This window comes from Brucella pseudogrignonensis, assembly GCF_002252525.1.
Taxonomy (GTDB): domain Bacteria; phylum Pseudomonadota; class Alphaproteobacteria; order Rhizobiales; family Rhizobiaceae; genus Brucella; species Brucella pseudogrignonensis.
The window spans coordinates 447,900-460,678 of sequence record NZ_NNRM01000017.1 but is presented as its reverse complement, the minus strand read 5'-3'; the positions used below and the strand labels follow the sequence as shown (position 1 = coordinate 460,678).

Sequence of the window (12,779 nt, the reverse complement as noted above, 5' to 3'; positions counted from 1 at the left end):
AAAACCCCGGCGTTTTTCATTGCTGACAGATGATTTAGCGACTAACGCGCATGCCTTTTTCCGGCTCAAACACATGGCTCGTTGCCGGATCAACCGCGATGGTCAGCACATCACCCGGACGCACGGTCAGGCGTTCACGGAACAGGCAGGTGACTGGCTGGTCGCCGAGCTTGCCCATGACCATGATTTCCGAACCAGTCGGCTCAACGATCTCGACTGTGACCGGTACGCCGTTATCGGCTATCTTCATATGCTCAGGGCGCATACCATAAACAGCCTTGCCCGAAAGACTTGCATAATCGCCTTCAGGAAGCGGCATACGGAAGCCGCCATCTGCCACAAACGAACCTTCTTCGATCTTGCCATTGACGAAGTTCATCGATGGTGAGCCGATAAAGCCCGCGACAAACATATTGGCCGGACGATCATAGAGATCGAGCGGCGCACCGATCTGCTCCACCAGACCATCGCGCATGACGACGATCTTGTCTGCCATGGTCATGGCTTCGATCTGATCGTGGGTCACATAAATCGTGGTGGTCTTCAAACGCTGATGCAGTCCCTTGATCTCGCCACGCATCTGCACGCGCAGCTTGGCATCGAGATTGGACAGCGGTTCGTCAAACAGAAACACCTGCGGATCGCGAACAATCGCACGGCCCATAGCCACACGCTGACGCTGACCGCCGGAAAGCTGGCGTGGAAAGCGGTCGAGCAGCTTGTTGAGGCCGAGGATTTCCGCCGCGCGATTAACACGGCTGTCGCGTTCTTCCTTCGGTGCGTTTTTCAGCATGAGCGCGAAGCCCATATTGTCGGCAACCGTCATATGCGGATAGAGCGCATAATTCTGGAACACCATGGCGATATCGCGTTCCTTGGCGCGCAGGTCATTTACCACACGCGGACCAATGGCGATTTCACCATCGCTGATTTCCTCAAGCCCTGCGATCATGCGCAGGAGCGTGGATTTTCCGCAGCCCGACGGGCCAACCAGAACGACAAATTCGCCGTCTTCGATATTAACCGACACGCCATGCAGAACGCCGACATTGCCATATTTCTTGATTGCATTTCGGATGGATACAGATGCCATCTTGAACCTCAACTCTTATTTGACGGCGCCTGCTGTCAGACCTGCAACGATCTGGCGCTGTGCGAAAACGGTTAGCAACAGGACCGGCAATGTGACCACAAGGGCTGCAGCTGCAAGCGGACCCCAGCTGACCTGTTCAAAGGACAGCATGTTGTAAACTGCGACCGGCAGGGTGCGTGTCTCGCGACTTGCAAGCACGATGCCGAAAACGAAATTGTTCCACGAGAAGATCACCGCGAGGATGAGCGACACCACAACGCCGGGCTTGGCGATCGGGAGTGCCACCTTCATGAACACCTGCCACGAGGAAGCACCATCGATAATGGCTGCTTCTTCAAGCTCCATCGGTGTTGTCTCGAAATAGCCGATCATGATCCAGATCACGATTGGAACGGTGACGACCAGATGAATGATGATCTGCGGCCAGAGCGTGCCGAGAAGACCCAGCGTCTGGAACAACAGGAACAGCGGGATCAGATAAGACAGGCCCGGTGTCATACGCGCAATCATGATGACGATTGCCGACTTGTTGGCACGCAGTCGCGCAATGCCGTAGCCTGCCGGAACGCCGACAATCAATGCCAGCAGGGTCGCGGTTCCTGTGACCAGAAGACTGTTCCAGAAATAGAGCAGGAAGTCATTGGTTTCGAAAATCCCGGTATAGTTTGACCATGCTATGCGGTCAGGGATCAGGATGGGCGGATAAGCGCCATTGTCGATTTCATATTTCAAGGAAAGCGACAGCATCCAGACGAAGAAGAAGATTGCAGGCGACACGATGACGAACACCACGAGTGCCGTGCCAAGCTTTGAAAGAATAGACTTGCTTGCCATGACCTGTCCTCAGCTGTTCCACTTGGTCCGCTGGCGCAGCGCCAGAAGGATCATCGACATGGCGATAATGACAACAAAGAACACCACAGCAATCGCCGAGCCGTAACCAATGTCATAGTAAGAAAACGCCACATTATAGAGATAGATATTGATGGTTTCCGATGCCGTTCCTGGACCGCCTTGCGTCATTGCAAAGATGATGTCGAAGCTTTTCAGCGCATCAATCGAGCGGATGATAACGGCAACCATGATAAATGGCAGGATCATCGGAAGCGTGATGTAACGGAATTTCTGCCAGCCATTGGCGCCATCAATTTCCGCGCTTTCAAACGGATCGCGCGGCATGGATGCAAGGCCACCCAGCACGATCAGCATGACCAGCGGCGTCCACTGCCAGGTTTCAACAGCTACCAGCGACGGGATAACCGTGCTCTGATTGAAGATCCATTCCTGCGGCGGAATGCCGATCAGCGACAGGAGATAGTTCAGCACACCCAGCTGTGGGTGATACATCATCGTCCAAACCAGCGCGACCGCCACCGGTGTTGCCATCATTGGCATGACGAAGATACCGCGCAGCAGCCCGCGCATGGGCAGTTTGCTGTCAAACACCAGCGCTGCAATCGTACCCAATATCATCGGGGCCACGACGGACAGAACCGTGTAAACAACCGTGTGCCACATGGATTCCCAGAAGCGCATATCGGTCGCAAGACGCAGATAATTGTCAAAACCGACAAAGCTCTGCTCGCCGCCAAGCTGCCACTGGTTGGTACTCATCCAGAGTGTAAACACCCATGGGAAGACGATCACCGCCCCGACAGTGATCAAGGCAGGAAGAACAAACGGCCAGTAACTTGGCCGCAGACGGTTTGTGGCCGTCTTGGTGGAGGAAGCTGCTTTGGCAGCAGCTCCCGTTTTTGCTCCTATCGGGGCGGCAGATGTCATTTTCCTTCGCTCCGTGCGAGGACCGGACGGAATTCTTCCGTCGCGCGTTTCATTTCAGCTTCTGCGTCTGCACCATTGAGAAGATTGGTGAGGCCAACACCGATAATGTCGCGGAATTCCGTGACAGGCACGATGACCGGCAGGCAGAGCTGGCTGATTGGTGCAGATTTCGAGAGAGCTTCGACCCAGCCTTCCGGCATGGTGACACCCTTACGCACATCTGCATCGTCGATGATCGACTTGCGGAACGGAACGCCCGATCCCGACTGCAACAGGCGAGCACCCATTTCCTTGGAAATGGCCCACTGGCAGTAAAGATATGCGGCTTCCTTGTTCTTCGAGGCTTCGGTCACGCCGATGCCATCACCTGTCGTTGGCGCTGCCTGTGCATTCGGGCCTGCTGGCATAACGCCATAACCAACCTTGCCGACAACGCGGGACTTGTTCGGGTCTTCGAGTGGCGGCGCAAAGCCGATACCGTCGAGCCACATGCCAACGCGGCCCTGCAGGAAGTTCGACTGGCATTCAGCCCAGTTGAAGCCTGCAACACCGGGAGGTGCTGATTTGGTCATCAGACGCTGATAGAGCTTGGCGGCTTCAATACCTTCAGCCGAATCCGTCTGCAGGTTGCCGTCCGCATCAACCGACTGCTTGCCATAGCCGAGCAGAAGGCTGGTATAGACCGGAGCATTGGCATTCTTCATGCCGCGCGCGACGAAACCATATGTATTTGTCGATGGATCGGTAAGCGCTTCTGCCGCTGCAACCAGCTCTTCGAAGGTTTTCGGGAATTCGATGCCCTTGGCGGCAAAGAGTTCCTTGTTCCAGTAGATGATCCAGTAATCGACCGAGAACGGCAGTGCGCCGAAGCGGCCATTGGCATCCTTGGCGAAGGTTAGGCCAGCACTTGCGAAATCATCTTCGGTGAGCGACGCATCGGTCAGCGTCGGGTCTTTCAGGAACGGATTGAGATCGGCAAGCCAGCCGCCCTTTTCAAACTGGCGCTTCTGAACGTGATAGCTGATATGGATGACGTCGAAGCTCGGACGACCCGAAGTCAGCTCGATCACGGCCTTCTGGCGCTGCTGCTGTTCTGGCATCTGTTCGGAATTAACCTTGATGCCAGTCAGCTCTTCGAATTCCTTTTGATATTTCTGAAGGATTTCACCGCGCGGACTTTTGATGAGATTAACTTCGAGCGTTGTGCCCGCATATTTCTTCCAGTCGACACCCGACTGCGCGAAAGATGGGCTGATGCCTGTTACACCTGTGGCGGCAATAGCCGCTGTGCCTGCCAAAAACTGGCGACGTGTTGGACGTAATAGATTCATTACATGCTCCTCCCCTTAGGCCTTCCTGGCCCATTGATTCCTTCAACCCGGCAACTCCTCTTGCCCGGCCTCGGTTGTTAAATCTGCAAAGCCAGCTTCCGTGCATTATTGATGTGAACGGCGATGGCATCCATGGCGGTCTGCGGGTCTCGGGTTTCGATTGCACTCAGCACAGAAAGATGTTCCTGCATGACCGGGATAACGCGCCCGGTGATGCGGAAGCGCTCCTGATTGATCAGACGCATCTTGATCGTATTGGTCTGATAGGCACGCCAGATAATTTCATTATCGAGTGAGCCGACAATCGTATCATGCATGCTCCAGTCGATATTCTGTGCCTGCTCTTCAAGCTCCGGCGTTTCACCTTCGCTCATCGCGCGGTTGAGCGTATCTTCATGGGCAGCACGCAGCGAGCGCAGCAATTCATCGGAAGCCGACTGGCAGAAAATCGCGATCGACTCTTTTTCGATGAAAAGGCGAAACTGAAACGCTTCACGGATCAGATTAAGATCGATATGCGCGATCTGGAGCCCGCGCTGCGGCACGGTCTTGATTAGACCTTCCGCTTCAAGACGCGGGATCAGTTCGCGGATCGCACCCAGCGGCAAGCCCGTCATGGTGACGAGCTGGCGCTGCGAAACGAACTGACCCGGATGAAAATCACGCGCCAGCAAATGCTGGGTGAAGCTCTGATAAGCCTTATCCCGCAATTTTACCGGTTCGTTGTGATCGTCCACCAAAGCCATTCCCTTTTTTGTTATCGAGGCTTATGCCGCGATTAGGCCGCTTTTGCCAGATGCAAACGGTCGAATACACTACCAATTGCATCGAAATCCGCGTCATTGAGTGAAATCAGCGGTGCGCGCACGCGACGCCATTCCTTGTCACCCGTATGACGCGCAACCATGGCCTTGACCGCAGGCGTTACCGGTTAGTTCAGCAGCTGCTGCACGGCACCGACGAGTTCAGCATCATCCTGACCGTCATTGACCATGCGCAAAAGACGATCCGGGAACAGATTGGCCATGCCTGAAATCGCACCCTGTCCACCAAGCCGTACACCGGCAGCAAGATCACGTTCATCGCCGATAAGGATCGCAATATCTTTGTGGGCTGCAAGCAGCTTTTCCGTATAGGCCCAGGTGCCGGAAGAATCCTTCACGCCGGTGATGATGCCGCCAAAAGCTGCACGAAGACGACTGATGAGATCGACCGACAATTCAACCGCTGTCACCGATGGAATATTGTAGAGAATGATGCTGCGCGCATCTTCGCCCAAACCTTTGAAGACAGACGAGAACCAGTTGAACAGACCCTCGTCTGAGAGGTTTTTGAAATAGGAAGGCGGAGCCAGAAGAATGGCCTTGCAACCGCGACGCAGCGCATCGGCCGACTGAAGGACAGCATCGGCAACCGAATTTTCCATGACGCCGACAACAATGTTGGAAGCAGGGAAGCCGCCTGCGATAAATGCATCGAGAAGAGCAGCGCGTTCAGCATCGGCAATCGACGAACCTTCGCCGGTGGTGCCAAACAAGGTGACGCTTGAGCAGCCATTATCGAGGCGCGCGCGAGCATGTTTCAGCGCCCGGCTGACATCGATTTTGCCATCAGCATCGAATGGCGTGGTAAGCGCTGCAGAGAGCCCGAAGCGCTCCTGCCCAGAATGATTATGTGCCAAAACTGGCTCCTCCCAAGTTTGAACTTTAAGTTTGCACATACTAACATGTTAGTAAAGAGTCAATTCGTGTTCAGTGTGCATTCGGATGATTTTGGGAGAGCGTGGGAGAACTCGGAGTTCGGTAAGTTTGGCTCGGCCCAGAACGCCGGCATGCGCTGCCCTCACCCTTTCAGGCAGCACTTCACACCGGCTCAGGATGAGGAAGGTCTACGATTGAAACCCAGCTTATCGGGCTGGAACAATACCGGTTTCGATGAAGGAAACAACTTCATCCTGGCTTGGAGAACCGGCACGTCCACCAAAGCGCGCGCATTTGATGGCCGCAGCGGCATTGGCAAAGCGGATGATGTCAGTCATCCCCTTGCCCTCAACAAGACCATGCGCAAAAGCACCGTGGAAAACGTCGCCCGCAGCGAGCGTATCCACAGCATCGACTTTGAAACCCGCCACATGGGAAACAGGCTTGCCAGCACCTTCCGCCCAATAGCAGCCATCTGCGCCAGCCGTGACAGATGTGAAAACATCATAGCGATTGCTGAGAATACGGACACATTCACGCAAGTCCGTCGTGCCCGTGACGCTGATTGCGGCTGGTTCCGATGCAACAATATGAGTTGCAAGTGGTAACAGCGTTTCCAACAGTTCGACGGGTGCGGTATCGGCATCCAGAATGGCCGGAATACCTGCATCGCGCGCAGCACTTAGTGCTGTTTCAGCAGCCCACGGCCAGCGTACATCGGTCATAACAGCCGCATAGGTTCCCGCTGCAATCGGCGGCACCGGATCAGACGGACTTGCAAGCCTGCGATCATAAAACGGCACGATAATGCGTTCGCCATTCGCATCGACGAGGATCGAAGAAAATGCAGTGCGCGCGCCTTCCAGCCGCCGGATATAAGCGCAATCGATGCCTTCGGCTGAAAGCTCTGCGACAGCGCGGTCGCCTACTGAATCAATCCCCGCAGAAGCCCAGAGCGCCACGTTGCCACCGAGCCGGGCAATCGCAGCCGCTGCACTTGAAGCCATGCCAGCTGCGATTTCGACCGCTTCACGCGGCAGATATTTGCCTGCCGCGTGTGGGAGCTCATCAAGGCGGAGAATGGTGTCCATGGTGAGGGCACCAACGCAGAGAATTTTGGAAGTCATGATTAGGAAATGAGACCTTCCGAGCGAAGCTTCGTCCAGAATTCGTGCGGAATCGACTGCTCGAACCAGACGACATTCTGCCTGATCTGTTCTGGCGAACGCACACCGATCAGAATGGAGCTGACGGCCTCATGCATCATCGGGAATTGCATAGCAGCAGCGGCGAGCGGCACACGATACTCATCGCAAATATCATGCAGGCGATTGGTGCGAGCAATGATTTCAGCAGGCGCGTCGGCATAATCGAACTTCTGTTCGCCGCCGCGTGGCGCGGCCAGAATGCCGGAGTTGAACACACCAGCAATCACCAGCGCCATGCCACGCTTTTGCGCCAGCGGCAGAAATTCTTTTTCCGACACCTGATCGAGCAGCGAATAACGCCCGGCCAACAGCGAGCAATCAAGATCAGCCTCTTCAAGCGCATCGCGAATGATCTGCCATTCATTCACACCAAGACCGAAGCCCTTGATATTGCCTGCCGCGCGCAACTCAGTCAGCGCACGGAAACCACCGCCCTTGGTCAGCGCGTTCCAGTGAAACTCGTGTCTGTCGGCATGGGTCACGCGGCCAATGTCGTGAACATAGAGAAGATCAATTTCAGGAAAGCCCAGACGCTGTTGGCTGTCATCGAAGCTGCGCATGACGCCGTCATAGCTATAGTCAAAGACCTCACGGAAATTGAGGCCATTATGCCAGCCCGAATCGAGTGGATTCTTTGGCGGCGCTGGCGGCAAAGTGCGACCAGCGCGCTCATTGGTCATCAGGCGTCCGACCTTGGTGGAGACAACCGCACGTTCGCTTTTTTCGCGCAGCATATCGCCAAGCAAATGTTCGCAACGGCCATAGCCATACATCGGTGCGCTGTCGAAATAGCGAATACCGCTGTCCCAACCAGCTTCCAGCAATGCGTCTGCGTCAGCACGCGAAACAGGCGCATAAAGCCCGCCCAAAGGTGCCGTTCCCAGACCAAGCGCGGTTACCGTCAGACCAGTGCGGCCAAGCGTCCGCTTCTCGGATGCCTTCAGATGCATGGGTATCTCCTCAATCACAGCACGCAACGTGCCGTACTCCATCTTCACCGCGTCTTATCCAAAAACCGTTTCACACTTTTTGGGACGCGCCGCCTTTTTCAGCGCGCCTTATCCAAAAACTGCTTCGCAATTTTTGGGACGCGTTGCCTCTTCCCGCGATTGATAGGAGCAAGTTTGCCGAAGCGCAATCGGAAAAGCATACACATGCAAACAGCATATTCACGCACAAATAGATCATTTACCTGGGCATAAAAGCAGGAGAGTGCAGAAATTATTCATTTAATATCAATAGGATAATTCAACAACCCCGACCACTATCCCGTAAAAGCCTTAATCATCACCCGCTTGACAACGCCGATTTCCCGTCGATATTAGTATGATGTCAGACCAATTTTAGAACCAATAAGAGATACGGCCTGACGTCATTCGAACTGCCGCATGCCTGAAAAATGAAGTTTCAGAGCAATGCCGCAAATTCCGATGCACGAAGCCAGTGGGAGATGGCGGAATGAAAGATCGCAGGCTGCTGCAGATTGCACCACTACCGCCGATGGATCGCGCCCGGCAGGTAACGGATGCGCTCGCAACCTATATCCAGACCGCTCAGCTTCAGGCCGGAGATCGCCTTCCCGCCGAACGTGAATTGATGACCGCGCTGGCCGTGGGGCGCTCCACCATTCGCGAAGCAATCCGACACTTTCAGGCGCTGGGTGTGATCGAAGCCCGTAAAGGCAGCGGCACCTATCTGCTAAAGCCCGTTTCGGCGGCAACCATTCATATGCCGCTTTCATTCGATCCTGCGCAATTGCGTGATGCTTTACTGCAATCGCTTGAAGTACGCCGTGGCATCGAAGCCGAAGCCAGCATGGTCGCCGCCCGCAAACGCACGGCTGAAGACCTCGTCATCATCGAACGCAATCTCAATGAGATGGAGCGCGTTCATATCGCGGAAGGCACGTCTGGCCCGGAAGATCTGGCGTTTCACCTGGCCATTTACGACGCGACCCATAATCCGCTTTTCAGACAATTGCTCGAACAGATGCGCGAAGCCTTCTTGCACTTCTGGGATCATCCGTTCGAGCGGATCGACTTCGCGCGGCGAACCTTTCCGTTCCACCGCACGCTCTTTAACGCCATCCTGGCTCAGGACCCTGAAGCCGCTCGGCAGGAAACACTCAAGATCCTCGACATAGTCGAGGAAGACATCAAGGAAATGTCCAAATGACCGACGGGATGGATCCGCTGGATTTCGCAGCGCTTACGGTTGCCCATGATGAAGGCAATGCATACGACGCCGTGGTTCCACCCATCGTGCAGACTTCGCTTTTCACCTTCCCAAGCTATGACGACATGGTCGCCTCCTATCGCGGCGAAAAGGTTCGCCCGATCTATACGCGCGGCCTGAACCCGACCGTGCGAGCATTTGAAGAAATGCTGGCGAAACTTGAAGGCGGCGAAGACGCGCTGGGGTTTGCCAGCGGCATGGCTGCGATCTCCTCAAGTGTTCTGGCATTTGTTAAGCCGGGTGATCGCATTGTTGCCGTGCGCCATGTCTATCCAGATGCGTTCCGCCTGTTCGGCACCATTATGAAGCGCATGCAGGTGCAGGTAGACTACGTCGATGGCCGCGACGAGGAAGCGGTTGCAAAAGCCCTGCCCGGTGCAAAGCTCTTCTATATGGAAAGCCCGACGAGCTGGGTCATGGAAGCCCATGATGTCGGTGCCTTGGCAACCATTGCCAAGCAGCATGGCGTGTTGAGCATCATCGATAACAGCTGGGCCAGCCCGATCTTCCAGCGCCCGCTGTCGCTTGGCGTTGATCTTGTCGTGCATTCGGCATCGAAATATCTTGGCGGCCATAGCGATGTCGTGGCCGGCGTCGTGACCGGCTCGAAAGAGCTGATCAATGCAATCCGTGCAGAAACCTATCCATATCTCGGCGGCAAGCTTTCACCATTTGATGCGTGGCTTCTGGTGCGTGGTATGCGCACCTTGCCGACGCGCATGAAGGCGCATGAGGCTTCGGCACTGGAAATTGCAAAGCGTCTTCAGGCGCTGGATGTGGTTGAGACCGTCTGCCACCCGGCACTTGCCAATCGTCTGCCTGCGGGCCTCAAGGGTACGTCCGGTCTGTTCTCGGTCATCTTCCGGGAAGGCGTGAACATTCGCGAATTCTGCAATCATCTCGATCTGTTCAAGCTCGGCGTGAGCTGGGGCGGACATGAAAGCCTGATCGTGCCAGGCGAAGTCGTGCTGCAGCAGAAAGCACAGCCAAATTCAGCACATACGTTCGGCATCGACCCGCGCTCCGTGCGCCTGCATGTCGGACTGGAAGGAACGGAAGCGCTGTGGCGGGATATTGAAGGAGCGCTCACAGCATCGACCGAATAACGAAAATCTAGTGAGGAGCAATAAGGGGAACTGCAATGAAAAAACTAATAGCAGCCGCATTCGCAACCATGCTTTTGAGCGGTACGGCACTTGCCGATACCACTCTGAAGCTTGTTGAAGTCATCACCAGCCCGGAGCGCACTAAGACGCTTGAATCCATCGTTGCCAAGTTTGAGGCAGCCAATCCGGGCACCAAGGTCGAGATCATCTCGCTGCCATGGGGCGAATCCTTCCAGAAATTCGCAACCATGGTTTCGGCTGGTGAAATTCCTGACGTCATGGAAATGCCCGACACCTGGGTTTCGCTCTATGCCAATAACGGGATGCTGGAAAGCCTCGAGCCATATCTTGAAAAGTGGGAAACCACACCAGACCTGACCGAGCGCGCGCTTGAACTTGGCCGCAGCGTCAAGAACACAGCCTATACGCTGCCTTACGGCTTCTATCTGAACGCCATGTTCTACAACAAGAAGCTGCTGTCTGAGGCTGGTGTGTCCGAGCCACCGAAGACGATGGACGAATTTGTCGAAGCCTCCAAGAAGATTGCCGCTCTTCCCGGCAAGTCCGGGTTCTGTATGCGTGGTGGCCCCGGCGGCCTCAATGGCTGGGTGATTTTTGCTGCATCCATGGCCGGTGACAATAAGTTCTTCAACGAAGACGGCACCTCGACCATGAACAGCGAAGGTTGGAAAAAGGGCATCACCTGGATGGTCGATCTCTACAAGAACGGCCTTGCACCGAAGGACAGCGTCAACTGGGGCTTCAACGAAACCGTCGCCGGTTTCTATAGCGGCACCTGTGCCTTCCTCAACCAAGATCCGGATGCGCTGATCGCCATTGCCGAACGCATGAAGCCGGAAGATTTCGGCGTTGCCATCATGCCAAAGGGCCCGGCTGGCAAAACCTTCCCAACCATCGGCTTTGCCGGCTGGTCGATGATGAGCGGCAGCCAGAACAAGGACCTCTCCTGGAAGCTGATCTCGATGCTTGAAGGCCCGGAAGGCAACATCGAATGGAACAAGCGCACCGGTGCCTTGCCGGTTCTCAAATCCGCTCAGAACGATCCGTTCTATAGCGGCGAGCAGTTCAAGGGCTGGTTCGATGAACTGGCTGACAAGAACGTCGTTCCAACCGTCATGCCGACCTATCTGGAAGAATTTGCATTCTTCAAGGATTCGCTCGTCATCAAGACCTCGCAGGAAGCGCTTCTCGGCGACATCACGCCAGATCAGCTGGCCGACCAGTGGGCAGAATATCTGACCAAGGCACAGCAGAAGCACCTTTCAAAGCAATAGCAACATGAACAGCTTGCAGGCGTGGAACAGCCACGCCTGCAAAGCGAATGATGCAGCCCCGCGAAGGGAAAAATGATGAACGACACCGCTTCCATAAAGGCCCCGGTGCGCAACAACGTGCAAAAGCAGGATCGCCGCAGTTTTCTGCAGCGACTTGCGCACGCCTCCGAACCTTATCTCTACAGTGCCCCCGCACTGATCCTCATCGGCGCCGTCATGCTGGTTCCGCTGATCCTCGGCGTCTCCTATGCCTTTCGCGACATTCAGTTGCTCAACCCGTTTTCGGGTGGCTATGTGGGGCTTGATCATTTCCGCGAACTTGCGACCGATCAGGCTTTCTATCGTTCCTTAAAAAATACACTCTGGTGGACCGGTTGCTCGGTGCTGCTGCAATTCGTGTTCGGGCTTATTCTCGCCCTGTTGCTCGACAAGCCATTCGCCGGACGTGGGCTGGCACAGGCGTTGATCTTCCTGCCATGGGCTGTGCCGACTTTCCTCACAGGTCTTAACTTTGCATGGCTTTTTAATCCGGTTATCGGCCCGCTGCCGCATTGGCTACATGCAATCGGTATTCTGAGCGCACCAGACAACATCCTGTCCGACCCTAATCTGGCCATGTGGGGCATCATTACCGCCGGTGTGTGGTGGGGTATTCCGTTCTTTGCCATCACCATGCTGGCCGCCTTGCAGGCTATCCCGCGCGACCTTTATGAAGCAGCAGCGATCGATGGTGCTGGCCCCTTCCAGCGTTTTCTCTCAATCACGCTTCCCTACCTTGCGCCAACCATGGCTATCACCATTTTGCTGCGCACCGTCTGGATTGCCAACAGTGCCGATCTGATTGTCGTGATGACCGGCGGCGGTCCTGCCGACCGGACCCAGATCGTCGCCAGCTATATTTTCACGCAGGCCTTCAAACGGCTTGATTTCGGTTATGCCTCGGCGATTGCGATGGTCTTGCTTGTGCTGCTGATGGTCTATTCGATGCTCATCGTGCTGTTGCGCCAGACGCTTCTGAACAAGGATTGA

11 protein-coding genes and 1 pseudogene are annotated in these 12,779 nt (G+C 55.3%); 4 read left to right on the top strand and 8 right to left on the bottom strand.

The features are described from left to right. Positions 1-34 precede the first annotated feature (34 nt). From CEV34_RS08775 to CEV34_RS08740, 8 genes and pseudogenes are all read right to left on the bottom strand, one after another. Entirely contained in the window at positions 35-1,093 is a 1,059-nt protein-coding gene (locus tag CEV34_RS08775) for an ABC transporter ATP-binding protein (protein ID WP_007873473.1), read from the bottom strand. Positions 1,094-1,108: 15 nt separating this feature from the next. Then, positions 1,109-1,927: a carbohydrate ABC transporter permease gene (locus CEV34_RS08770; protein WP_007873472.1), complete on the bottom strand. Its 819-nt coding sequence runs from the start codon at positions 1,925-1,927 to the stop codon at positions 1,109-1,111. Between the two features lie 9 nt (positions 1,928-1,936). Next, positions 1,937-2,875, bottom strand: coding sequence for a carbohydrate ABC transporter permease (locus CEV34_RS08765; RefSeq protein ID WP_007873470.1), 939 nt, complete (start codon positions 2,873-2,875; stop codon positions 1,937-1,939). Then, positions 2,872-4,206, bottom strand: a complete 1,335-nt coding sequence (locus CEV34_RS08760) for an ABC transporter substrate-binding protein (protein ID WP_007873469.1) — start codon at positions 4,204-4,206, stop codon at positions 2,872-2,874. The genes CEV34_RS08765 and CEV34_RS08760 overlap by 4 nt, the downstream gene beginning before the upstream one ends. A gap of 77 nt (positions 4,207-4,283) precedes the next feature. Beyond that, positions 4,284-4,943: a GntR family transcriptional regulator gene (locus CEV34_RS08755; RefSeq protein ID WP_007873467.1), complete on the bottom strand. Its 660-nt coding sequence runs from the start codon at positions 4,941-4,943 to the stop codon at positions 4,284-4,286. A gap of 41 nt (positions 4,944-4,984) precedes the next feature. Continuing rightward, positions 4,985-5,887 (bottom strand): annotated as a pseudogene (locus tag CEV34_RS08750) (dihydrodipicolinate synthase family protein). Between the two features lie 225 nt (positions 5,888-6,112). Beyond that, positions 6,113-7,033, bottom strand: coding sequence for a PfkB family carbohydrate kinase (locus CEV34_RS08745; protein WP_007873464.1), 921 nt, complete (start codon positions 7,031-7,033; stop codon positions 6,113-6,115). A gap of 2 nt (positions 7,034-7,035) precedes the next feature. Beyond that, the gene (locus CEV34_RS08740; RefSeq protein WP_007873463.1) at positions 7,036-8,064 is read right to left on the bottom strand and encodes an aldo/keto reductase; all 1,029 of its coding nucleotides are present in this window, start codon (positions 8,062-8,064) and stop codon (positions 7,036-7,038) included. 508 nt (positions 8,065-8,572) lie between these two features. Here CEV34_RS08740 and CEV34_RS08730 point away from each other — a divergent pair. The 4 genes from CEV34_RS08730 (at position 8,573) to CEV34_RS08715 (ending at position 12,779) form a co-directional block, all read left to right on the top strand. Further along, positions 8,573-9,289, top strand: coding sequence for a FadR/GntR family transcriptional regulator (locus tag CEV34_RS08730; RefSeq protein WP_007873462.1), 717 nt, complete (start codon positions 8,573-8,575; stop codon positions 9,287-9,289). Continuing rightward, positions 9,286-10,455, top strand: coding sequence for a PLP-dependent transferase (locus tag CEV34_RS08725; protein WP_007873461.1), 1,170 nt, complete (start codon positions 9,286-9,288; stop codon positions 10,453-10,455). The genes CEV34_RS08730 and CEV34_RS08725 overlap by 4 nt, the downstream gene beginning before the upstream one ends. Before the next feature lie 35 nt (positions 10,456-10,490). Then, positions 10,491-11,750 (top strand): ABC transporter substrate-binding protein, encoded by a 1,260-nt coding sequence (locus tag CEV34_RS08720; RefSeq protein WP_007873459.1) that lies wholly within the window; start codon positions 10,491-10,493, stop codon positions 11,748-11,750. Positions 11,751-11,825: 75 nt separating this feature from the next. Beyond that, complete coding sequence (locus tag CEV34_RS08715) at positions 11,826-12,779, top strand: carbohydrate ABC transporter permease (protein WP_007873458.1); 954 nt, start codon at positions 11,826-11,828, stop codon at positions 12,777-12,779.

Coding starts and splice junctions, on each gene's coding strand:
- CEV34_RS08760 (WP_007873469.1), bottom strand. CDS start 4,206: ATGAATCTATTACGTCCAACACGTCGCCAGTTTTTGGCAGGCACAGCG.
- CEV34_RS08745 (WP_007873464.1), bottom strand. CDS start 7,033: ATGACTTCCAAAATTCTCTGCGTTGGTGCCCTCACCATGGACACCATT.
- CEV34_RS08715 (WP_007873458.1), top strand. CDS start 11,826: ATGAACGACACCGCTTCCATAAAGGCCCCGGTGCGCAACAACGTGCAA.
- CEV34_RS08775 (WP_007873473.1), bottom strand. CDS start 1,093: ATGGCATCTGTATCCATCCGAAATGCAATCAAGAAATATGGCAATGTC.
- CEV34_RS08720 (WP_007873459.1), top strand. CDS start 10,491: ATGAAAAAACTAATAGCAGCCGCATTCGCAACCATGCTTTTGAGCGGT.
- CEV34_RS08765 (WP_007873470.1), bottom strand. CDS start 2,875: ATGACATCTGCCGCCCCGATAGGAGCAAAAACGGGAGCTGCTGCCAAA.
- CEV34_RS08770 (WP_007873472.1), bottom strand. CDS start 1,927: ATGGCAAGCAAGTCTATTCTTTCAAAGCTTGGCACGGCACTCGTGGTG.
- CEV34_RS08725 (WP_007873461.1), top strand. CDS start 9,286: ATGACCGACGGGATGGATCCGCTGGATTTCGCAGCGCTTACGGTTGCC.
- CEV34_RS08730 (WP_007873462.1), top strand. CDS start 8,573: ATGAAAGATCGCAGGCTGCTGCAGATTGCACCACTACCGCCGATGGAT.
- CEV34_RS08740 (WP_007873463.1), bottom strand. CDS start 8,064: ATGCATCTGAAGGCATCCGAGAAGCGGACGCTTGGCCGCACTGGTCTG.